The 22341-nt window shown below is 65.6% G+C and carries 21 protein-coding genes; 9 read left to right on the top strand and 12 right to left on the bottom strand.

Annotation, left to right across the window (positions count from 1 at the left end):
• Positions 1 to 5: 5 nt before the first annotated feature.
• Positions 6 to 1127 (bottom strand): phosphate ABC transporter substrate-binding protein PstS, encoded by a 1122-nt coding sequence (pstS, locus tag FYJ92_RS01410; protein ID WP_185262286.1) that lies wholly within the window; start codon positions 1125 to 1127, stop codon positions 6 to 8.
• A 234-nt stretch (positions 1128 to 1361) separates the two neighbouring features.
• On the opposite strand from pstS, the gene FYJ92_RS01405 reads away from it, so the two are divergent.
• The 3 genes from FYJ92_RS01405 to FYJ92_RS01395 all read left to right on the top strand — a co-directional run bounded on the left by FYJ92_RS01405 (position 1362) and on the right by FYJ92_RS01395 (position 5745).
• The gene (locus FYJ92_RS01405; RefSeq protein ID WP_185262285.1) at positions 1362 to 2489 is read left to right on the top strand and encodes an aromatic acid exporter family protein; all 1128 of its coding nucleotides are present in this window, start codon (positions 1362 to 1364) and stop codon (positions 2487 to 2489) included.
• 105 nt (positions 2490 to 2594) lie between these two features.
• A complete protein-coding gene (gene radA, locus FYJ92_RS01400) occupies positions 2595 to 3968 on the top strand; it encodes a DNA repair protein RadA (RefSeq protein ID WP_185262284.1) in 1374 nt (457 codons plus the stop codon).
• 103 nt (positions 3969 to 4071) lie between these two features.
• Positions 4072 to 5745, top strand: a complete 1674-nt coding sequence (locus FYJ92_RS01395; protein ID WP_255482244.1) for a cell wall metabolism sensor histidine kinase WalK — start codon at positions 4072 to 4074, stop codon at positions 5743 to 5745.
• Between the two features lie 34 nt (positions 5746 to 5779).
• Here FYJ92_RS01395 and FYJ92_RS01390 read toward each other — a convergent pair whose 3' ends face one another.
• Complete coding sequence (locus FYJ92_RS01390) at positions 5780 to 7009, bottom strand: beta-ketoacyl synthase (RefSeq protein ID WP_185262283.1); 1230 nt, start codon at positions 7007 to 7009, stop codon at positions 5780 to 5782.
• A gap of 6 nt (positions 7010 to 7015) precedes the next feature.
• On the bottom strand, positions 7016 to 8629 hold the full coding sequence (locus FYJ92_RS01385) for a peptide chain release factor 3 (RefSeq protein ID WP_185262282.1): 1614 nt from the start codon (positions 8627 to 8629) through the stop codon (positions 7016 to 7018).
• 361 nt (positions 8630 to 8990) lie between these two features.
• Here FYJ92_RS01385 and disA point away from each other — a divergent pair, with 361 nt between their 5' ends.
• On the top strand, positions 8991 to 10067 hold the full coding sequence (gene disA, locus FYJ92_RS01380) for a DNA integrity scanning diadenylate cyclase DisA (protein WP_185262281.1): 1077 nt from the start codon (positions 8991 to 8993) through the stop codon (positions 10065 to 10067).
• Positions 10068 to 10194: 127 nt separating this feature from the next.
• On the opposite strand, the gene FYJ92_RS01375 is transcribed toward disA, so the two are convergent.
• Positions 10195 to 10878: a hypothetical protein gene (locus FYJ92_RS01375; protein ID WP_185262280.1), complete on the bottom strand. Its 684-nt coding sequence runs from the start codon at positions 10876 to 10878 to the stop codon at positions 10195 to 10197.
• A gap of 153 nt (positions 10879 to 11031) precedes the next feature.
• On the opposite strand from FYJ92_RS01375, the gene FYJ92_RS01370 reads away from it, so the two are divergent.
• From FYJ92_RS01370 to FYJ92_RS01350, 5 genes are all read left to right on the top strand, one after another.
• Positions 11032 to 12006, top strand: a complete 975-nt coding sequence (locus FYJ92_RS01370) for an A/G-specific adenine glycosylase (protein WP_219729703.1) — start codon at positions 11032 to 11034, stop codon at positions 12004 to 12006.
• Positions 12007 to 12070: 64 nt separating this feature from the next.
• Positions 12071 to 12502 (top strand): DUF3592 domain-containing protein, encoded by a 432-nt coding sequence (locus FYJ92_RS01365; protein WP_185262278.1) that lies wholly within the window; start codon positions 12071 to 12073, stop codon positions 12500 to 12502.
• Between the two features lie 3 nt (positions 12503 to 12505).
• Positions 12506 to 12937, top strand: coding sequence for a DUF3592 domain-containing protein (locus FYJ92_RS01360; RefSeq protein ID WP_185262277.1), 432 nt, complete (start codon positions 12506 to 12508; stop codon positions 12935 to 12937).
• Between the two features lie 36 nt (positions 12938 to 12973).
• On the top strand, positions 12974 to 13465 hold the full coding sequence (locus FYJ92_RS01355; protein WP_185262276.1) for a hypothetical protein: 492 nt from the start codon (positions 12974 to 12976) through the stop codon (positions 13463 to 13465).
• A 124-nt stretch (positions 13466 to 13589) separates the two neighbouring features.
• Entirely contained in the window at positions 13590 to 13880 is a 291-nt protein-coding gene (locus FYJ92_RS01350; protein WP_185262275.1) for a DUF3040 domain-containing protein, read from the top strand.
• Between the two features lie 2 nt (positions 13881 to 13882).
• On the opposite strand, the gene dhaM is transcribed toward FYJ92_RS01350, so the two are convergent.
• The 8 genes from dhaM to lysS all read right to left on the bottom strand — a co-directional run bounded on the left by dhaM (position 13883) and on the right by lysS (position 22319).
• On the bottom strand, positions 13883 to 14590 hold the full coding sequence (gene dhaM, locus FYJ92_RS01345) for a dihydroxyacetone kinase phosphoryl donor subunit DhaM (RefSeq protein WP_185262274.1): 708 nt from the start codon (positions 14588 to 14590) through the stop codon (positions 13883 to 13885).
• Complete coding sequence (dhaL, locus tag FYJ92_RS01340; RefSeq protein ID WP_185262273.1) at positions 14587 to 15219, bottom strand: dihydroxyacetone kinase subunit DhaL; 633 nt, start codon at positions 15217 to 15219, stop codon at positions 14587 to 14589. The genes dhaM and dhaL overlap by 4 nt, the downstream gene beginning before the upstream one ends.
• A gap of 2 nt (positions 15220 to 15221) precedes the next feature.
• On the bottom strand, positions 15222 to 16223 hold the full coding sequence (gene dhaK, locus FYJ92_RS01335) for a dihydroxyacetone kinase subunit DhaK (RefSeq protein WP_185262272.1): 1002 nt from the start codon (positions 16221 to 16223) through the stop codon (positions 15222 to 15224).
• Between the two features lie 243 nt (positions 16224 to 16466).
• Positions 16467 to 16982 (bottom strand): amino-acid N-acetyltransferase, encoded by a 516-nt coding sequence (locus FYJ92_RS01330; RefSeq protein ID WP_185262271.1) that lies wholly within the window; start codon positions 16980 to 16982, stop codon positions 16467 to 16469.
• A 140-nt stretch (positions 16983 to 17122) separates the two neighbouring features.
• The gene (locus FYJ92_RS01325; RefSeq protein ID WP_185262270.1) at positions 17123 to 19615 is read right to left on the bottom strand and encodes an ATP-dependent Clp protease ATP-binding subunit; all 2493 of its coding nucleotides are present in this window, start codon (positions 19613 to 19615) and stop codon (positions 17123 to 17125) included.
• Between the two features lie 514 nt (positions 19616 to 20129).
• Positions 20130 to 20459, bottom strand: coding sequence for an Lsr2 family protein (locus FYJ92_RS01320; protein ID WP_185262269.1), 330 nt, complete (start codon positions 20457 to 20459; stop codon positions 20130 to 20132).
• Positions 20460 to 20604: 145 nt separating this feature from the next.
• Positions 20605 to 20784, bottom strand: coding sequence for a hypothetical protein (locus FYJ92_RS01315; RefSeq protein WP_185262268.1), 180 nt, complete (start codon positions 20782 to 20784; stop codon positions 20605 to 20607).
• Between the two features lie 2 nt (positions 20785 to 20786).
• Positions 20787 to 22319: a lysine--tRNA ligase gene (gene lysS, locus FYJ92_RS01310; protein ID WP_185262267.1), complete on the bottom strand. Its 1533-nt coding sequence runs from the start codon at positions 22317 to 22319 to the stop codon at positions 20787 to 20789.
• Positions 22320 to 22341: the final 22 nt, after the last annotated feature.

The following is a 22341-nucleotide window of genomic DNA, read 5'->3' as shown; positions in this document are numbered from 1 at the left end:
AGGTACTAGGACTTGACCTTGATGGATTCGATGGCCTTGACGGCTTTCTCGGCGAGGGCCGAGGAGAGCGGCGCGGACTTCGCGGAGTCAGCAGCTGCCTTCTGGCCGGCGTCGGAAACTACGTAGCTTTCGAAGGCCTTGACGAGGTCAACGGTTTCCTGCTTGTCGTAGGTGGTGCAGACAACGTGGTAGGAAACCAGGACGATCGGGTAGGCGCCCTTGGCAGTGGTCTTGCGGTCCAGCTTGATGGCGACGTCCGTGGCGGAACGGCCCTCGACAGGCTTGCCGGCTTCGACAGCCTTGGCAGCGGCATCGGCGGAGATCTTGACGAACTCCTCGCCCACCTTGATGGAGGCGGTGCCCAGCTTGCCGCCCACGGCGGAGTCATCCGCATATGTCACGGCGCCCGGGGTGTCGGTGACAGTCTTGACAACACCGGAGGTTCCCTTGGCGTTCTCGCCCTGCAGGGTTGCGGGCCACACGCCGGAAGCCTTGTCGGTCCAAACCTCGGCAGCAGCCGCGGCGAGGTACTCGGTGAAGTTGGTGGTGGTACCGGAATCGTCAGAGCGGTTAACCGGGGTGACCTTCAGGTCCGGCAGGGTGACGCCGGCGTTCAGGGCAGCGATCGCGGGATCGTTCCAGTTGGCAACCTCGCCGCGGAAGATCCTGGCTACGGTGGCGGCGTCAAGCTTCAGCTCGGTAATGCCGGGGAGGTTGAATGCCACAGCGATCGGGGAGATGTAGACCGGGATGTTGATGGCGCCTTCGGGGCCGCACTTGGCCATGGAGCTGGCCAGCTCTTCATCCTTGAGGTACGCGTCTGAGCCGGCGAACTGCGCCGAACCGTCGATAATCGCCTTGCGGCCTGCGCCGGAACCGTCCGGGGAGTACTGTACGGTGGCGCCTGAGTTGGCAGCGGCGAAGCCAGCCTTCCAGGCGTCCATGGCTGCACCGGTGGAGGATGCTCCAATGCCGGTCAGCGTGCCGGTGACCGTGGTGCCGGCAGCAGTCTGCTTGCCCGCAGGCGTGTTGCCCGTGGCGTTGTCTGAACCGCAGGCGGTGAGCGCGAGTGCGCCGGCAGCGATTACAGCAATAGCCGCGTGGCGGCCGAAACGGAGTGCCTTCACTAGATGTACCCCTTCCAGGGTTATTCAGTTGCGGGCAGGGCCGGAGACGCCCTGCAGCGCGATGCGTATGTTTTGTACCTTCTATGAAGTTATGTGCCGCAGGTTAAGCGATGGGCGGCCACAGGTGAACAGAAGATTAACGACGGCGGCATATTGGCTTACAACTGCGGGGCCACCATTGCGCGTGCCACACTTTCGGCCTTAGGTGCCCGGGCGGCAAATAGACTGGTGGGCATGGCCGCAGCAGCAGGACTCTCAGCAAGCAGGCGATTCCTGCGCGGCCGCATCCGCACCGGCCTGGTCCGGAGCCGGAACTCGCTGGTCCCCGCCGTCCAGATGACCGCCTGCGCGGTGGGGGCGTACGCCTTCGCCGAATACGTCCTGGGGCACTCCGGCCCCCTCTTCGCGGCCACATCGTCACTGATCGCACTGGGCTTCTCGCGTGACCCGCGGCTGCGCCGGGTGATGGAGGTGGGCCTCGGTTGCACCATCGGGATCGCGGTGGGTGATCTGCTGCTGCACTGGCTGGGCAGCGGCATCTGGCAGGCCGCCGTCGTCCTTCTGTTCTCCATCCTGCTGGCCCGCTTCCTGGACAGCGGCAACATCTTCACCACGCAACTGGGGCTGCAATCCTTGCTGGTGGTACTGCTGCCGGCGCCGGACGGCGGGCCGTTCACCCGCAGCATTGACGCCATTGTTGGCGGGGTGTTTGCGCTCCTGGTGACCATCCTGATTCCGAAGGATCCGCGCCGGGAGCCCCGCAAGGATGTACGGAAGCTGCTCCACGAACTGGCCGAGGTACTGCGGGAATGCGCCTCCGCACTGAGCAACAGCGACTCCACCCAGGCGTGGCACGCGCTGATCCGCGGCCGGAACTGCCAGCCGCTGGTGGACGCGATGCGCCACTCCCTCCGCGCTTCCGGCGAGGTGGCCACGCTCGCGCCGGCCCACCGCCGGCACCGCGACGAGTTGGACCGGCTCAAGCAGTCACTGGACTCCATCGACCTTGCGCTCAGGAACAGCCGCGTCTTCGCACGGCGGCTGACCAGCGCCATCAACCATGCCGCACTGTCCGATGAGGCAACCGAGAACATTGCAGAGGTGCTGGAGGATACGGCGGCTGCGATTGATGAACTCTCGCTGGGCCTTGCCGAGACGCACGACGGCGCGCGGCGCGCCCATCTGCGGACCGCCCGGCAGGACTTCAGCGAGGTTGCGCTGCGGCTGCACCCGAGGCTGCTGGAAGTCCAGCGGCTCGAGGGTGAGACTGTGGTGATGCTGTTCCGGCCGCTGATGGTGGACCTCCTGGAGGCCACGGGCATGGATCCGATCGAGGCGAGGGACGTGCTGCCAGGCTTGTAGCGGGCCGACGGGCTGGGCCCACGCCTGCAGGGTTCCCTGGCCGAGCTTGCGAGGTTAGGGGGCAGGTGGGGAGGATTGTCGGTGCCCGCCAGTAGGGTGGAACCCATGGCAACAAAGACTTCCCGGGCGTCCAAAGCGCCGGCTTATAAGTGCGCCGAATGCGGCTGGACCACGGTCAAGTGGGTGGGACGCTGCGGCGAGTGCCAGGCGTGGGGGACGGTTGAGGAGACCGGTGCCGCTGTAGCGCGTACGACGGCGGCAACAACAGTTCTGGAGCCGGCCCGCCGGATTGCCGAGGTGGATGCCACCACGGCGGCTTTCCTGCCTACCGGCGTGGACGAGCTGGACCGCGTACTGGGCGGTGGCTTGGTCCCGGGTGCGGTCATCCTACTTGCCGGGGAACCCGGCGTGGGCAAGTCCACCCTCCTGCTGGACGTCGCGGCCAAGTTCGCCCGCACCGCCCAGGATGTCCTGTATGTCACGGGCGAGGAATCCGCCGCGCAGGTGAAGCTGCGCGCCGAACGGATCGACGCCGTCGCGGACTCCCTGTACCTGTCCGCCGAAACTGACCTGGGGCAGGCCCTGGGGCAGGTGGAGAAAATCGAGCCGAGGCTGCTGATTGTGGACTCGGTCCAGACGCTCAGCAGCGCTGACGTGGACGGCAGCGCCGGCGGTGTCTCGCAGGTGCGTGAGGTGGCGGCGTCCCTCATCGCGGCTGCGAAGCGGCGGAACATGACCACGTTGCTGGTGGGGCACGTGACGAAGGACGGGTCCATCGCGGGGCCGCGGCTGCTCGAACACCTGGTGGACGTGGTGTGCCAGTTCGAAGGCGAGCGGCATTCCCGGCTCCGGATGCTGCGCGCGGTGAAGAACCGGTACGGGCCCACGGACGATGTGGGCTGTTTTGACCTGAATGAGAACGGCATCGAAGGGCTCACGGACCCCAGCGGGCTGTTCGTCAGCCGCACCAAGGAACCTGTCTCCGGCACCTGCATCACCGTGACCATGGAAGGGCGGCGGCCTTTGCTGGCCGAGGTGCAGTCGCTGCTTGCCGAGAGCGCCAACTCTCAGCCGCGCCGGGCCACCAGCGGCCTGGACAGTTCACGGGTGTCCATGCTCCTGGCGGTGCTGCAGCAGCGTGCCGGCTGCCTGCTGCACAAGGACGATTCCTACGTGGCCACGGTGGGTGGCGTGAAGCTCAGCGAACCGGCCACTGACCTCGCCGTTGCCTTGGCGGTCGCGTCCGCGAAGGCGCGCAAACCCCTGCCCGTCAGGCTGATCGCGTTCGGCGAGGTGGGCCTGGCGGGCGAGGTCCGGCCCGTGCCCGGCATCAACCAGCGCATCCAGGAAGCACACCGGCTGGGCTTCACCCACGCCGTGGTCCCGGCCAGCCACAACGGGCCCGGCCCTGTCCCGGCGGGCTTCTCCGTGCGCGAGGTGGAACATCTGACGGAGGCGTTGAGCCTGCTGATCGGGTAATCCGCTGACGTAGTACTGCGCTCCTGCGGGAGCCAAGCGCTAGGCTGGCGGAACGACCTTCAGCAGGCTGGAGGATGTTATTGATGCGCCTGGGGGGGCCGGAGTGACTAATCAATTACAAGCAGGCGGATTCTTCCGCGACGAGTCGGCGGAGTACAGTTTTTTCGCCGGGAGAATGGACGCGTTCTTCGGGGGCCTTGGGGCCCGGGGCCTTGTGGTGATGAGCCAACTTCCGCTCACCGTCACGGTGGCGCTCGTCGTCGTGGCCGCCGGAATATTCAGTCCCGCCACCCTGGCGGACGAACGCTTCAGGCTTGCGTTACTGGCGCATTCGGCCATCTTCGCCGCCTGCGTGGCCATCCCGTGGGAAAGGCTGCCCGCCGGTGCGTTTATCGCCATTCCGGTTCTTGATTGCTTCACCATAGGCTTCACGCGTCAAGCAGGCGGCCCCGACTTCAACATACTGAGCCTGATGCTTGTTTTTCCGGTGATCTGGCTGTCTTCGGGTCGCCAGCGCGCCAGGGTGGTCCTGGCCATTTTGGTGACAGTCCTCAGCACCGTCATCCCGGCCGCGGTCTTCGGCTCCGAACCGACCCGGGGATCGATGATCCGGACCATTTTCCTTCCCCTGGTGCTGTCCGCCATTGCCGTCTCCGCCCATATCGTGTCCGGGATACTCCACCGGCAGCGCAAAGCCTTGCTGAAGAAAGATCAGGCCCTGGCGGAAACACTGGCCGAAAGCTTGGACCGCCAGCGGCTCCTGGACGCCGTTCTCGGCGCGGTGGGAGTGGGCGTCTGGGTAGTCGACCCTGAGGGGAACAACGTACTGACTAACCGGGCCATACGCGCGGATCCCAGACTTGCAGGACTGGCTGATGGGGACACCGGGACGTGTGTGCTGCAGAGCGATCGCGCTACTCCGGTGCCGCCCCGCATGCTGCCCGTCGCCCGTGTGACACGCGGCGACGTATTTACGGACGAACTACTGTGGACAGGCGAGGGACAGGAACAACGTGCGTACTCCGTGGGCGCGCATGTCATCCGCTCCCGGGACGGCGTGCGCAGCGGCGGTGTCATAACGTTCGTGGATGTGACCGCGCTGATCACTGCATTGGCCGCCAAGGATAACTTCGTCGGCACCGTTTCCCACGAACTTCGCACCCCGCTGACGTCCATCCTCGGCTACCTGGAACTTGTCTTGGACGAGCCCGGCCACGAGGCGATCGAGACCGAACTACGCGTGATGCACCGCAATGCCACCCACCTCCTGGGGCTCGTGAACGACCTGATTGCCGTGGCCTCGGAACAGGTGGACTTGTCGCTGCAGGAGGCGGACCTCGCCCGCCTCCTCGCGGACGTGGTGGATTCCACGTTCCCCCAGGCGGCCGACCGGGGTCTGGAGCTGGTGCTTGAGGCCGAGCAGCCATTGGCAACCCACATGGACCCCGCCCGGATGCGCCAGGTAGTGGGCAACCTGCTTTCGAATGCGATCAAATACTCCCCTGGCGGCGGCCGAATCACCGTCAACGCTCACAGGACCGGAACGGACCTTGTCTGTTCCATCACGGACCCGGGCGTCGGCATGAGCGCGGAAGACCAGGAGCAGGCATTCAAAAAGTTCTTCCGCTCGGCGCGGTCACGCGCGACAGCCATCCCAGGAGCGGGACTGGGCCTGCCGGTCAGCAGAGCCATCATCGAAGGGCACGGCGGTTCCCTGAGCCTCACCAGCGCCCCGGACGAGGGCACCACGGCCACGTTCATCCTGCCTGCCTGCTAGCTGCCCAGGCGTCGCTTCCCCTGGGACCTTGCTGCTAGCTGGCCGTGATCACCAGGGCAACGCTGTGTCCGCCGAAGCCAAAAGCGTTCACCAGGCCGGCAGGGGCGGAGCCCGGCACCAGCGTATGGACCATGTCCGTCACGACGTTGAGGTCCACTTCGGGGTCCAGCGCCTCGACGTTCGCCGTTCCGGGCAGCTGTCCGGTCTGCAGGGCCTGGACCACCACAACCGCGGCGAGCGCACCGGCGCCGCCCAGCAGGTGGCCGGTGTGGCCCTTGGTGGAAGTCACGGGCACGTCTGCACCGAAAATGGCGTTGATGGCCTGTGCCTCGAGCCGGTCCCCTACCGGGGTGGAGGTGGCGTGGGCGTGAACGAAGCCGATTTCCGAAGCCTGCATTCCGGCCGAGGCCAGGGCCTTCTGCATGACCCTTCGCTGCATGGCGGGGTCCGCGGCCACGATGTCGTTGGCGTCCGAGGTTACCGCCCCGCCGGCCACTGCGCCGAGGACAACGGCGCCGCGCGCCCGGGCGTGGGCCTCACTCTCAAGCACCACAATGCCGGCGCCTTCTGCGAGGACAAAGCCGTCGCGGCCGCCGTCGAACGGGCGCGAGGCTAGCTGGGGTTCGCTGTTGCGCGTGGAGAGTGCCCGGATCTGGGAGAACCCGGTGATCACCAGGTCGTTGACGGATGCGTCCACGCCGCCGGCAATCACGACGTCGGCCGCTCCGGAGCGGATCATTTCGGCGCCCTGGACAATTGCTTCCGCGCCGGACGCGCACGCGCTGACCGGGGTCCGGGCTCCGCCGCGGGCGCCGAGGTCAATGGAGACCCAGGCCGCGGGGCCGTTGACCATCAGCCGGGTGAGGGTGTGCGGCGAGACCCGGCGCGGGCCGCCGCTGGCGAGCGCACGGTCCTGTTCGAGGGTGGAGCCGAGGCCGCCATAGGCGGAGCCGATCACCACGGCGAACCGTTCGGGGTCGACGTCGGGCGCCCCTGCCTGCTGCCAGGCTTCCCGGGCAGCCACCAGCGCCAGTTGCCCGCACCGGTCCATCCTCTTCAGCTCGCGCGTTGTGAGGTGCTCCGAAAGGTCCGCGGTGACCTGTCCGGCCATGCGCACGGGCAGCTGCTCCGCCCACTCCTGATCCAGCGCGGCGATGCCGGACTGCCCCGCCAGCAGGCCGGTCCAGGTTTCGGCCATAGTGGATCCGAGCGGGTTGATGGTGCCGACGCCGGTGATCAGCGCGCGGGGTTGGTCTGCAGACATTGAACGCTACTTTGCGGGGTTGTGGGTGCCGATGGGCACGAGGGTCAGATCGGGGTGGTTCTTCTCGATCCGGCGCAGGGCCCAGACGTCGTTGAACAAGGCAAGGTATTCGCCGTCGGACCGCAACAGCACCTCGGCACCGGGCACGTTGGCCAGCGTGGGCATGGCCTCCGCCGTCGAAATCCTGGCGATGGAGTACGGCAGGCGTTCCAGCCGCATCGGCGCGCTGAAGTCATGCGCCATGCGGTCCTCCACCACTTCGAACTGCATGGGGCCGACGGCGGCAAGCACCGGCGCCTGGTCGCCGCGGACGTCGGAGCGAAGCACCTGGATGACGCCCTCGTGCTCGAGCTGCTCGATGCCGCGGCGGAACTTCTTGAACTTGCTGGGGTCCTTGGACCGGGCCACCTGGAAGTGTTCCGGGGCGAACAGCGGGATGGCCGGGTACTCCACCGCGTCTTCGAGGAACAGGCTGTCGCCCACGCGCAATGTGGAGGCGTTGACCAGTCCCACGACGTCGCCGGGGTAGGCCTCGTCGATGACCTCGCGTTCGCGGCCGAAGACCTGCTGGGCGTACTTGGTGGCGAATGACTTTCCGGTGCGGGTCTGGGTGACCACCATGCCGCGTTCAAAAACTCCGGAACAGACGCGGATGAAGGCCACATGGTCGCGGTGGGCCCTGTTCATGCCGGCCTGGACCTTGAAGACAAAGCCGGAGAAGGACGATTCGACCGGGCGCGGGCTGCCCTCGACGTCGGGCCGGGGGGCGGCGTGCGGCGCGAAGTCCACCAGGGCGTCCAGCAGTTCCTTCACGCCGAAGTTCAGGGCGGCGGAGCTGAAAAGGATGGGGGTGGCGGTGCCCGCATGGAAGGCTTCGACGTCGAATTCGAGGTTGGACTCGATGACCAGGCCGGCCTCGTCCACGGCGTCGGTCCAGTTGCTGCCCTGCGTCTCCGCTGCCTCTTCGGGCGTGAAGTACTCGGTCAGGGCGATGTTGGCGCCGGAATTGTTGCGCTGGAAGCGGGCGAAGCGGTCCTGGCGGAGGTCCCAGACGCCGCGGAAGTCACCGGAGATTCCCACGGCCCAGGTCAGCGGCATGGGCTGGAGGCCGGTGCGCTCGGTGAGCTCGTCCATCAGCGCCAGTGCGTCCAGGCCCGGCCGGTCCCACTTGTTGATCACGGTGATGATGGGCAGGTTTCGCGCCTTACAGACTTCAAACAGCTTCATGGTCTGCGTTTCGAGGCCCTTGGCGGCGTCCACGAGCATCACTGCGCAGTCGACGGCGGCCAGGACGCGGTAGGTATCCTCGGAGAAGTCCGCGTGGCCGGGGGTGTCAAGCAGGTTGATGACGGTGTCCCGGTAGGAGAACTGGAGGGCGGCGGAGCTGATGGAGATGCCGCGGTCCTTCTCCATCTGCATCCAGTCCGAAACCGTTTCCTTGCGGTTGGCCTTGCCGCTGGAGGCGCCGGCCGTGCCGATCACCTTCGCGTGCAGTGCCAGAGCCTCGGTGAGCGTGGACTTGCCAGCGTCAGGGTGCGAGATAACAGCAAACGTCCGACGCCGGGCCGCCTGTTTGTGAATCTCGTTGACCCGGGCGGGGCTAAGGACATCTTGGGACACGGTGCTACTTTCGCTGCGGTGGGGTAACCCCAAGGCGCTCGGCAGGCCTCAAGGGGGGAAGCATGGCTCTGTGACAGCCAAGTTCCAAGTTTATCGCAGCGCGGGAAGCCGCCGCTCTGGGTCAGCCGCCTGCCACCTGGACGGTGGGCGAAAGGCCTCCCGGAGGGCCGCCGTCGCACGCGCTCCCGAGGCACTTTACGGCACCCCCTAACGAGGCACTTTGGGGCTTGTCCGTGCGGTTGTTGCCGCTTCTTACCTCTATCATTGAGCTTGCGGGAAACTGAGTACTTTTGATCTTGCCGGCGGAGCGTAAAACCGGCGTACCTGCGGGCGGCAGCCTGCACCTTTGAAGGGAACACCTATGGCTCGGAGCCCCGAAGAATCGCTCAAGGCGACTCTGGGCAGAGTGGCTCCAGGCACGCCGTTGCGCGATGGCCTGGAACGCATCCTCCGGGGGCGGACCGGTGCGCTGATCGTGCTGGGCTCGGACCGGACCATCGATTCCATCTGCTCCGGCGGGTTCGACATCGGCATCGATTTCTCCCCCACACGGCTCCGTGAACTGGCCAAGATGGACGGCGCCATCATCTGCGACAAGGACGCCGGCAACATTCTCCGGGCCGCGGTCCAGCTGGTCCCGGACTCAAGCATCGAAACGCAGGAATCCGGTACCCGCCACCGCACGGCGGAGCGCGTGGCCATCCAGACCGGCGTTCCCGTGATTTCAGTCAGCCAGTCCATGCAGATCATCGCGCTGTACGTGAACGGGCTCCGGCACGTGCTGGAGGGATCCGAGAAGGTCCTGGCCCGCGCCAACCAGGCCCTCGCCACGCTGGAACGGTACCGTTCGCGGCTGGACCAGGTGACCAGTTCCCTGTCCGCGCTGGAGATCGAGGCCATGGTGACCGTCCGCGACGTCGCAGTTACCCTGCAGCGCCAGGAAATGGTCCGCCGGATCTCCGAGGAAATATCGCAGTATGTCCTGGAACTTGGCGAGGACGGCCGGCTGCTGTCCCTCCAGCTCGATGAACTCACGGTGGGCCGCGGCCCGGGCAGCGATGTCATCATCCGCGACTACGCCGGGCCGGACGCGTCCGCCGAGGACATCGAACGGGCCGTCACTGCGCTGGTGAACCTCGGCCCCACAGAGCTGATCGATCTGGGCAAGATCTCCGGGATCGTCGGTTTTGCCGGCGGCGAGGCCAACCTCGACGCCGTGGTGCAGCCGCGCGGTTACCGGTTACTGTCCGGGCTCAAGGCAGTCCCCAAGGCTGTTGCCGACCGCTTGGTGGACCACTTCGGCGGCCTGCAGTTCCTGATGGCGGCCACCATTGACGATCTCATGACCGTTGACGGCATCGGCGACCAGCGCGCCCGCACCGTCCGCGAAGGCCTCAGCCGGATGGCCGAAGCCAGCCTGCTGGACCGCTTCCTCTAGTCCCCACCGGCGCCCTCGCCTCGCAAGCTCGGCCAGGGAACCCTGCCGGCGTGGGCCCACCCACCGGCGCCCTCGCCTCGCAAGCTCGGCCAGGGAACCCTGCCGGCGTGGGCCCAAGGGAGAAGGATCAGCTGAGCTGGAACACGGCCTTGGGGCTGGCCCTCGAGCCGAGCTTGGCCGTGAAAATGTAGTACGACCCGCCCGCTCCTGGCTTGGCTTCGATGGGGCTGCAGCCCTCCAGCGTGCGGTTACGGGCCCACGGGAAGTTCGCCGTTTCGCTGGCGCCCGGGGCAATCGTCTTCACCAGGTCTTCGCTTTTGGCCTGGCAGTCCTTGGACGAGAAGATCCTGTCCGCACCGCTGGTCACCAGGAACTCCATCTGGGACGTTCCGATGTTCACCTCGCACGGCACGGTTCCGCCGTTGGTCACCTTAAGGGTGAGCAGCGGGTTCTCATCGGGGCCGTAGGCGGCTTTGTCCGTCGAAGCGGACACCGTCACCAGGTTTTGGCTGCAGGACGGCGTGGGCGTGGCAGTGGGTTCCGTGCCCGCAGTTTCCGACGGCGATGGGCCCGGGGCGGGGGCAGATTCGGTGGCGCCGCCCGTGGAGGATGCCTGCTCGGTGCCGCTGAGAGCACCGGCCACCGCAAAGCCACCGAAGGTGAGCGCCACCGCCATCAGCAGGGCTGTTCCCACAAAAAGCCGACGGCGGCGATAGACGGCTGCGCTCGGCTGCCGGGTAGCGCCGGAACCGCCCCGGGAACCGGATGCGGATGCCGTCTTGCGCGGTGATGAATTGCCTTGCCTGCCCATCCTTCTAGGCTAGAGAACCCGCCGGATTCTGCCGTCCACCACGCCGGTCCCCCGGTCAACGCTAAGGTCACAGTTTGTCCGCGGGAATCTTCGCGCGGGCTCCCGGGAATCCACTACAGTGTTGGGATCGACGCCATGACCCTTTCCCCAGCCATGCCCGTGGACGGCTCGTCCGGCCCGGGTGGACTCCGCCCCGACCAGCTCGCCGCGCTGCACCGCCGGATCACCGGCTGGTTCGCGGAGACGGCGAGGGACCTGCCGTGGCGCGAAACCCGTTGCTCACCGTGGGGAGTCCTGGTCAGCGAGATCATGCTCCAGCAGACCCCTGTGGTGCGCGTTTTGCCCGTCTGGCGGGAATGGCTTGAGCGCTGGCCCACCCCCGCCGGGCTCGCCGGCGAGCCTGCAGGGGAAGCCGTCCGCTCCTGGGGAAGGCTCGGCTATCCCCGCAGGGCACTCCGCCTGCACGCGGCCGCCGCCGCCCTCGTCCGCGACCACGGCGGCAAGGTCCCCGGCGACTACACGGAGCTGCTGGCCCTGCCCGGCGTGGGCAGCTACACGGCCGCGGCGGTTGCCGCTTTTGCCTTCGGACACCGGGAGACTGTGGTGGACACCAACATCCGGCGGGTGCACGCGCGTCTGGTTTCCGGCGTCGCGCTCCCCTCACCGTCGCTGAACGCCGCGGAGATGCGGCTCGCGGCGGAACTGCTGCCGGACGACGTCGGGACCTCCGTGCGCTGGAACGCTGCGGTGATGGAACTGGGGGCGCTGGTCTGCACGGCGCGTGCGCCCAAGTGCGCGGACTGCCCGGTGCGGGACTCCTGTGCGTGGCTGGCAGCCGGCGAGCCGCCGCCGTCGTACGTTCCCAAAGGACAGGCGTGGCACGGCACTGACCGGCAGGTCCGGGGAGCCGTGATGGCTGTGCTTCGGCTTGCGGACGCCCCGGTGCCGGCGGAAATGTTCCAGCGGGAGCCTGCTGACCTGGGCTTCGCGGCGACCGGAATCGGCGTGCCCTTGTCCGCACTGCACCGCCTGAACTCCGCGCCGGAACAACTCGAACGTGCCATTGCCGGCCTCCTCGGCGACGGCCTGGCCGAGCTGCACCAGGGCGGTTACCGGCTGCCTGCCTGAGCGTCTTTAGGGTGGCCCGCCCCCGGATGGCATACTTTCTGGTGACTCGAACCGGGGGAAGTTCATGAGAATCGTGTTGTATGTCATCTGGGCGCTGTTTGTTGCGGGTGTCATTTTTGCGCTGATCCGCTCACTGCGGAAAGCCAAGCGGCAGGAAAAACTGATCGCCGGCTGGCCAAAGGTGCAGGCGACCGTCACCGGGAACGTGGCGGGCTGGACACATGGCGGCGGCGGCTCAACGCGGAGCCGGCGCTTCTACCCCACCTACCAGTTCGCGGACCCCAACGGGACCCTGTATGCGGGCGAATCCGAGGTTTCGTACGCCAACCAGCAGGCACCGGGATCACCCCTGGCCGTGGCCTACAACCCGGCGAATCCCAACCAGTCGTTCCAGGTGGCGTCCGAATCCAAAATGGTGCTCGGGTGCCTGATGCCGGTCTTCGCATTCTTCGCCCTGCTGCTGTTCTGGGTCGCCGGCAACTTCCCGCTGGGCTGAACCGTGGACTCCCTGAAACTGCTGTTCATCGCGCTGCCCGGGCTTTTCCTTGCCGCAGGCCTGATCCTGATGGGACTGTCCCTGGCCGCGTCCTTCCGCCGGAAACGCTCCATGGCGGGGTGGCAGGAGACTGCGGCCACCGTCACTGGCAACCTGCACGGCACGGACGGACCCGCGGGCAACGGCCGGAACCGGTTTGCGCCGTCGTATGAATTCGCGGATGCAGGCGGCAAGCGCTGGCTGGGGCGGTCCGATATCTACAGCCAGGACCAGGCGATCATCGGCACCCACATCCCGGTGGTCTACAACCCGGCCGGCCCCGCCGAATCCACGCTGCCGGTCTATGTTGTTGCCAAGGGCCGGATGGCGACGGGTCTCATTATGGTGATCTTCGGAGCAACAGCCATAACAATGTTTACGTCACTTTCCTGGTAGCAATGCCGGCTTCCGGCTCCGGATTTACGCTGGAGTATGGGCAAGCCCGGGGTACTTCTGGCACTGATGACGACGGCGGTTCTCACCTCCGGTTGCTACTACTACCCCGTCCCGACGCCGTGCCCGATGATTGCCCAGGCGTCAGCGGTCTCGGTGACCGTGGCCCGGGAGTACGTACCGCAGGTGGGATCCCTGCGCCTCAAGGCCTGCCAGGACGGCGTCTGTAAAGAGGCCGCCGTCGAGCTTGTTCCCGGCACTGCCTCGATTGACCAGGGCTGCACACCGGACGGGGCCTGCTCCGCCACGGCTTCCCCGGACGGGACCATGATCGGGATGCTGATGCTGGAGTCCCTCACGGAGGCCCCGATGGCGCTGACCGCCACCGCGGCTGCTCCGGACGGATCGGCCCAGCCGGTGCACACCCTGAATTTCCGGCCCCGCGGCGCCTATCCCTACGGCGAGCAGTGCGGGAAGTTCGTCACCGCTTCGGTGATTCTCGACGCCCAGGGTCTGCGACAGGCTGCGTGACTCTTGGCGACCCAGGGCCCTCCAGCCCCTCCCTTGACTTCCACCCAGGACACTTCTACGGTCTGTATTACTAGCATCGGCAACATTGGATTTACAACAGGTCCGCCGCCGGGAAGGGGTTACGATGCCACTTTCAGATAGGGAGCGGAAACAGCTTGAGGAACTGGAGTTGGGCCTGTCTGCAGACGATCCGCGGCTCGCCGAGGAACTCTCGTCCGGCTCCGTGGGCACGAGGTTTGGGCGCCGCACGTACTTCGGTGCCATCGCATGCCTGTTCGGACTGGTGCTGCTTATTGTCGGCGTCAGCACTCAGATCATCGTGATCGGCGTTGGCGGCTTCCTCCTGATGGGAGCCGGCACGTACCTGCTCGTGGACAAGCGCTCCTTCAATCTGGGCCGCAACCAGGTCAAATAGGCCTACGGCTCGCCGAAGCCGGCCTGCACCAGGCCGCCAACGTAGTTCAGGGCACGCTCTGCGTCGGGCCCCCAAGCCTCGATGTGGAGCATGGATCCCTTGCCTGCCGCCAGGATCATCAGGGATGTCATTGACGCGCCATCCACGCCGTTGACCGTGACTTCGGCGTTGAGGGACGCCAGGCCGCCTGCGATCTTGGCGGCCGGACGGGCGTGCATGCCGGCCTCGTTCACCAGTTCGAAGTCGCCGGTGAAGTCCGGCCCCGGACCGGTGACGGACCCTTCAGCCACGGTACTGGCGGCCAGCACAGGCGAAGCAGCCGACACGTCCGGCCCCAGTCCGTAGACCGCTTCGGCGGCACGTTTGACTGCCTTCGCATCGGCACCGCCCTGTGCGGCCACGGCCGCAGCAACCAGGCCCTCCACCAGGGGCGCGTCCGCCAGAAGCACACCGGCCGGCTCCTCCACGAATTCCAGGGCCGATTCCGCCGTCATCACGGCAGATCCCAGGTCTGTCAGGACCACCACGCCATCGCCGCCGGCCGCCTGGTCCAGGGCGGACATGACTTTTTCCAGGCTCGTTCCGATCCTGCCGTCTGCGGTGCCCCCGGCGGCGAGGATGACGACGTCGGGCGCCATCTGTGCGGCAAGTTCCACGGCGCCGTCGGCTATTTTTTCGCTATGTGACACCACCACCAGACGAACTGTCACGCTGCGGCCCCGACGGCTGCCCGGAGAATCAGCGCACTTGAGGCGGCGCCCGGATCGCGGTGGCCCGCGCTCCGCTCCCCCAGGTAGCTGGCGCGGCCCTTGCGGGCCACCAACGGGTCGGTAGCCACGGCGCCGGCTTCAGCCGCTTCGGCCGCAGCCACCAGCACGCCAAGGACGGTGCCGGCACCGTCCTTGGCAGCGGCCTGTGCCGCCTCCACTGCGGGGGTCCAGGCGTCCACCATGGTCTTGTCGCCGGGCTCGGCCTTGCCCCGGGCCACGATCCCGTCGCGGGCAGCCCCGAGCGCTTCGGCAAGGCGCGCCGGATCAATCTCGGCCGCGTCTCCCAGAGCGGTGGAGGCGCGCAGGAACGCGGTTCCATACAAGGGTCCCGCGGCGCCGCCCACCTTGGACATCAGGGTCATGGCTGTCAGCTTCAGCGCCGCGCCGGGAGTCTCCGGCCGCGCCTCGGCCAGTTTGTCCAGCACGGCCTGGAAGCCGCGGTCCATGTTCTCGCCGTGGTCGGAGTCCCCGATGGCACGGTCCAGTTCGATGAGCCACACCCGGTTTTCCGCCATGGCCTGGGCGCACAGCGTCAGCCACCTGACGGCCCAGTTCACGTCCAGGACCACAGTTACACGCCCCAGCGCAGGGCTGCAGTGTGCACGGGGGCATCCCACAGCTGCGTCAGTTCATCGTCGAGCCGTAGCACGGAGATGGAGCAGCCCTGCATTTCGAGGGCGGTGATGTAGTTCCCTACCAGCGAGCGTTCGACGACGGCTCCGCGTTCTGCGATGACCTGGGCAGCGCGGCGGTAGACGATGTACAGCTCGCTCAGGGGCGTGCCGCCCATGCCGTTGACGAACAGCAGCACTTTCTCGCCGCCCGTGATGCCCAGGTCGGTGAGGACCGGGTCCAGCAGGCGGTCGGTGATGCCGTCGGCATTCTCCATGGGGATTTTGTGCCGGCCGGGCTCGCCGTGGATGCCGATGCCGATCTCGATTTCATCTTCCGCAAGGTCGAAACTGGGCGTTCCCGCGTGCGGTACGGTGCACGGGGACAGGGCGACCCCCATGGTGCGGACATTGCTGTTGACGCGGTCGCCGATCGCGGCGACGGCATCGAGGTTGTCGCCCCGTTCAGCCGCGGCGCCGGCAATCTTCTCCACCAGGACGGTGCCACCCACGCCGCGGCGGCCCGCGGTATAAAGGGAGTCCTCCACCGCAACGTCATCGTTCACCAGGACCGTGCGGATGTCCACGCCTTCGGCCTGCGCCAGTTCCGCTGCGGTCTCGAAGTTCAGGACGTCGCCGGTGTAGTTTTTCACGATATGGACGACGCCGGCGCCCGAGTTAACGGCGAGCGTGGCGGGGAGGATCTGGTCCGGCGTCGGTGAGGTGAATACCGCCCCCGGCACCGCGGCGTCGAGCATTCCCAGCCCGACAAAACCGGCGTGGAGCGGTTCGTGGCCGCTTCCCCCGCCGGAAACGAGTCCGACTTTTCCGGTCACTGGCGCGTCTTTGCGTGTTACGTACTTGGGATCGGCGATGACGTTGACGAGTCCCGCGTGGGCCAGACCGAATCCTTCCACGGATTCGTCAACTACGGAGCGGGGATCGTTAATGAGCTTTTTCATGGCAGAACTCCTGGGGTGTGGGTGCTTCCTGGAGGATGCACTTCGACCCTACTACCGCCGCACAAAGTCCGGTAGCCTGCGACGATTCGGTGGAAGCGGTAAGGGACAGCCCCCAATGACCGTCCCTTACAGCAGGCCCCACACTGCAACCCTGTCACTTTATCCATCAATTCGATTTCAAGCTATTTATGTCACAGGGGTGACTTCTTGCCGCGGTTGCCCGGGCAGGGTGATCAGGGGTGTCTAGAGGGTCTTGATCATGCGGGTATTGCCCAGGGTGTTGGGCTTGACCCGCGCCAGGTCCAGGAACTCGGCAACGCCTTCGTCATGGGAGCGCAGCAGCTCGGAGTAGACCACCGGGTCCACTGCCGTCTGGTCGGCCATGACCTCGAAGCCGTGGCGCTTGAAAAAATCCACCTCGAAGGTGAGGCAAAAGACCCGTCCCACTCCCAGTTCACGGGCTTCGGCCAGCAGGCTTTCCACGAGCACGTGCCCCACGCCTTTGCCGCGCCATGCATCCGACGCGGCCAGCGTGCGGACTTCAGCGAGGTCCTCCCACATAACGTGCAGCGCACCGCAGCCGATGACATCGCCGTCATCGGCTTCTGCGATCCGGAATTCCTGGAGGCTCTCGTAGTAGGCAACCGTCTCTTTTGCCATCAGGATCCGCTGCCCAGCCAACGGCGCCACAAGGCCCTTAATGGCGGCCACGTCACTGGTACGTGCGGAACGGATGTGGAAGGAATCAGAGTCGGTCACCCCATAATCCTACGGTGGCGGCCGGCCGGCTTCGGCCGCTCCCGCTGGGCTGGGGCGCTCCCGGACTCAACACCGGGAAGCCGGACAACACGAAGGCCCCGCCGCTCCTTTCGGAGTGGCGGAGCCTTCGCTTTTGGTGGTTAGACGCTGGGAGCGATCTCCGGGATGCGCGGCTTGGCGTTGCCAGCGAACGTGAACTTGGCGTCGTCGCCTTCGCCATCCACATCCACTACAACGATGTCGCCGGCGTGGAGCTCGCCGAACAGGATCTTCTCGGAGAGCTGGTCCTCGATCTCGCGCTGGATGGTGCGGCGCAGCGGCCGGGCACCCATAGCAGGATCGTAGCCGCGGGTTGCCAGGAGCACCTTGGCCGCGGTGGTGAGCTCGATGCCCATGTCCTTGTCCTTGAGGCGCTTCTCGAGGCGGCCAACGAACATGTCCACGATCTCGATGATCTCGTCCTGGGTGAGCTGCGGGAACACCACAACGTCATCCACACGGTTCAGGAACTCCGGACGGAAGTGCTGCTTGAGCTCCTCCGTCACACGGGCACGCATCCGGTTATAGCCGGTCTGGGTGTCCGTGCCGGACTGGAAGCCGGTGGCAACGCTCTTGGAGATGTCCCGGGTGCCCAGGTTGGTGGTCATGATGATCACCGTGTTCTTGAAGTCAACCACGCGACCTTGGGAGTCGGTCAGGCGGCCGTCTTCAAGGATCTGCAGGAGTGAGTTGAAGAGGTCAGCGTGCGCCTTCTCCACTTCGTCGAACAGGACCACGGAGAACGGACGGCGGCGGACCTTCTCAGTGAGCTGGCCACCCTCTTCGTAGCCGACGTAGCCCGGAGGGGCACCGAATAGCCGTGAAACAGTGTGCTTTTCGGAGTACTCAGACATGTCCAGCGTGATGAGGGCGTCCTCGTCACCAAACAGGAACTCCGCCAGGGCCTTGGCCAGCTCGGTCTTGCCGACGCCGGTGGGGCCGGCGAAGATGAACGAGCCGCCCGGACGCTTGGGGTCCTTCAGGCCTGCACGGGTGCGGCGGATCGCCTGGGACAGGGACCTGATGGCCTCGTTCTGGCCCACCACACGCTTGTGCAGTTCGTCTTCCATCTTCAGCAGGCGCGTGGACTCTTCCTCGGTCAGCTTGAAGACCGGGATGCCGGTGGAGTTGGCCAATACCTCGGCGATGAGATCCTCATCCACCTCGGAAATGTCATCCATGCCGCCTGACTTCCAGTGGCGTTCCTTCTCGGCACGCTCAGTGATGAGCTTCTGCTCCTTGTCCCGGAGCGAAGCGGCACCTTCGAAGTCCTGCGCGTCGATGGCGGATTCCTTCTCCATCTTCAGCTTGGCAATCCGCTCGTCCATGGCCTTCAGTTCCGGCGGGGCGGTCATCCGGCGGATGCGCAGCCGGGCACCGGCCTCATCGATCAGGTCGATGGCCTTGTCCGGAAGGAAGCGGTCCGAGATGTAGCGCTCGGCCAGGTTCGCGGCCGAGGTGAGGGCGCCGTCGGTGATGGTGACGCGGTGGTGCGCCTCGTAGCGGTCACGCAGGCCCTTGAGGATCTCGATCGCGTGCGCGACAGAGGGCTCCTTGACCTGGATCGGCTGGAAACGACGCTCGAGCGCGGCATCCTTCTCGATGTGCTTGCGGTACTCATCCAAGGTGGTGGCACCGATGGTCTGCAGTTCACCGCGGGCCAGCATGGGCTTCAGGATGGACGCAGCATCGATGGCACCTTCAGCAGCGCCGGCGCCCACAAGGGTGTGGATTTCGTCGATGAAGAGGATGATGTCGCCGCGCGTGCGGATTTCCTTGAGGACCTTCTTCAGTCGCTCTTCGAAGTCACCGCGGTACCGGGAGCCTGCCACCAGTGAACCGAGGTCCAGGGTGTACAGCTGCTTGTCCTTGATGGTTTCCGGGACGTCGCCGCGGACAATTGCCTGGGCGAGGCCTTCGACGACGGCGGTCTTGCCGACGCCGGGCTCACCGATCAGCACAGGGTTGTTCTTGGTGCGGCGCGAAAGGACCTGCATAACGCGTTCCATTTCGGACTCACGTCCGATCACCGGGTCCAGCTTGTTCTCGCGCGCAGCCTGGGTGAGGTTGCGGCCGAACTGGTCCAGAACCACGGAGCCGGCCGGAGTGCCCTCGGGCTGGCCGGGACCGACGCCTGCGCCGGTAGTCTCCTTGCCCTGGTAGCCGGAGAGGAGCTGGATGACCTGCTGGCGGACGCGGTTGAGGTCTGCGCCGAGCTTGACCAGCACCTGGGCGGCAACGCCTTCACCCTCACGGATGAGGCCCAGCAGGATGTGCTCCGTGCCGATGTAGTTGTGGCCCAGCTGCAAGGCTTCCCGCAGGGAAAGTTCCAGCACCTTCTTGGCGCGCGGGGTGAAGGGGATGTGACCGGACGGGGCCTGCTGACCCTGGCCGATGATCTCCTGTACCTGCTCGCGCACACCGTCGAGCGAAATGCTCAAGGACTCAAGAGCTTTGGCGGCAACGCCCTCACCTTCATGGATCAGACCCAAGAGGATGTGTTCGGTACCAATGTAATTGTGGTTCAGCATGCGTGCCTCTTCTTGGGCAAGCACAACTACGCGACGGGCACGGTCCGTAAATCGCTCAAACATTTTCGCCACACTCCTAGCTACGACGTACTTTGATGCTACGTGGCAGACCCACTATTGGGGAGCGTGTTCGCCACAGGGGAAACATGACGTGTCCAACCTCCCGTCACCCTGCACCGCTTGGACCAATGCAAAGACCTCAAGCAAGGAGAACGCATGGAAGTCATCACCCGGTTCATGACCGCGGTGTCAGGAGCGGAACGCAATAAGGGACGACGACGGCTCAAGGATCACCAAGGCCCGCTAATTACAGACATTCCGGGTGTTTCCCGCCACGCAAAGATTCGAGTGGGCGAATTCGCGCCGGCGTCCCAGACCAGAGGCTCAAACCGAATCACCGGCTCATCGTGAGGAAATCGCGCGGAGATTAGCCCAACGGTACGCCTGAAGATTTTTGGTCAGCATGGGTTTCGCGCACGCCCAGGTCCGTCTTTACGCATTCACAATTGGCATCAAAAAACCCTGCCTCCACCCGAAGGTGAAGACAGGGCCTATTACGCGGCTGGAGATGCGTAGGTCAGGAATTTGCCTTTTGGTAGGCTTCCTGGATTTCAGCCTGAATTCGGCCGCGGCTGTTAACCGTGTAGCCGTTATCCCGTGCCCACTGGCGGATCTGCGCGGAGTCGTTGGCGCGGGCGCCTGCAGCCGGCTTGGTGCGGGTAGCCCTGCCGGCCGAGGTCTTGCGTCCGGCGGCAACAAAGCGCTCCAAGGCAGAACGGAGCTCGGCCGCATTGGCCGAGGACAGATCGATTTCGTAGCTGACCCCATCGAGGCCGAAACGGACGTTTTCGTCCGCGGATCCCCCATCAAGATCATCGACGAGGATGATGTTTACTTTCTGTGCCATTAAATATGTCTTCCTCTTGGAAAGGTGCGGTTGTCAGAAAATGAGGATGTTCCTGTAAAAAGTATGGGCCTCTTTATGGCAACGCGTCAAAGCGTTCAATCGTTCCTGTGGATATCCACAGGAACCCGCAGAAATCTCTTTCGAGCTATTTGTCCGATTCGGGGTTCTGTTCGTTCAAAGGCGCACCGGAACGCGATTCCGCCTCGGCTTGGGCCCGCGCTTCAGCCTTTCGCTCGGCCTTATCGGCATTGAAGATGGATTTCATGGCAAACCAAAAAAGCAGGCCAACCACCAACGAGGGCAGGAGTACGGCTACATATTCCATGGTCAGTGGCCTTCGGGCTTCAGAAGCGGGAAAAGGATGGTTTCGCGGATACCGGCGCCGGTGAACAACATCACCAGCCGGTCGATGCCCAGGCCGATGCCACCCATGGGCGGCGCGCCGTATTCGAGGGCCCGCAGGAAGTCTTCGTCCAGCTGCATTGCCTCGTCGTCGCCCGCGGCAGCGTGCCGCGACTGTTCAGTCAGCCGCTCGCGCTGGATGACGGGGTCGATCAGCTCGGAGAAGGCTGTGCCGCGCTCCATGCCGCCGATGATGAGGTCCCAGGCCTCGATCAGCCGGCCGTCATTCCGGTGCGGGCGGGCCAACGGCTGGGCAGACGGCGGGTAGTCGTACACAAAGGTGGGGTTCAGGAGCGTGGGTTCCACAATTTCGCCGAACAGTTCCACGGCCAGTTTCTCGGCGTCCCACTTCGGGTCCACCTTGACCTCACGCTTTTGCGCGATTTCGCGGAGCACCTCAAGCGACGTGTCCGGCGTGACTTCCTGGCCAACGGCGTCGGACAGTCCCGGGTAGACCGAAACCCAGGCCCAGTCGCCGTCGAGGTTGATCTCCCCGGCATCGGTCTGGAGGGTGCGGCCCACACCCACGGCGTCCGCGGCGTCCAGGATGATCTCCTTGATGCGCTCGGCCATGACGAACTGGTCAGCCCAGGCTTCGTAGCACTCAAGGGTGGTGAATTCGGGGCTGTGGGTGGAGTCCACGCCCTCGTTGCGGAAGACGCGGCCCATGTCGTAGACGCGATCGATCCCGCCCACCACGGCGCGCTTGAGGTAAAGCTCAGTGGCAATGCGAAGGGTCATCTTCTGGTCGAACGCGTTCATGTGCGTCTCGAACGGGCGGGCCAGGGCGCCGCCGTGGACCAGTTGCAGGATGGGGGTTTCCACCTCGACGTAGCTGTGGCGGTGCAGGCTCTCGCGGATGGAACGGGTAATCGCGGCGCGGGTGTAGACCATCTCCCGTGCTTCATCGCGCACCATCAGGTCCACGTAACGCTGACGGACGCGGGTTTCCTCGTTCAGTTCCGCGTGCAGCACCGGCAACGGGCGCAGTGCCTTGGAAGCCATGGACCAGGACTCGGCCATCACGGACAGCTCGCCGCGGCGGGAGGAAATCACTTCGCCCTTGATGAACACGTGGTCGCCCAGGTCCACCACCGCCTTCCAGTCCGCGAGAGCTTCCTCGCCCACGTTGGCAAGGCTGAGCATCGCCTGGAGCCGGGTGCCCTTGCCGTCAACTCCGCCTTCCTGGAGTGTGGCGAAGCAGAGCTTGCCGGTATTACGCACAAAAACCACGCGGCCGGTGACGCCCACAACGTCGCCGGTGGTGTCGTCAGCCTCAAGGTGCGAGTACTTTTCGCGGATCTCCGTGAGGGAATGCGTGCGTTCCACGCCCACCGGATATGCCTCGGTGCCGCGCCCGATCAGCTTCGCGCGCTTGTCCATGCGGATGCGCATCTGTTCGCTGGCGTCGAGCGGCTCTGGGGCATTTTTTGGGGCGGGGGTGTTTTGGGAAGTCACAATCCCCAAGTTTACCGGGCAT

The organism is Pseudarthrobacter sp. NBSH8, from assembly GCF_014217545.1.
GTDB lineage: Bacteria > Actinomycetota > Actinomycetes > Actinomycetales > Micrococcaceae > Arthrobacter.
The sequence above is the reverse complement of the archived record's forward strand: the minus strand, read 5'-3'. Positions and strand labels throughout refer to the sequence as shown.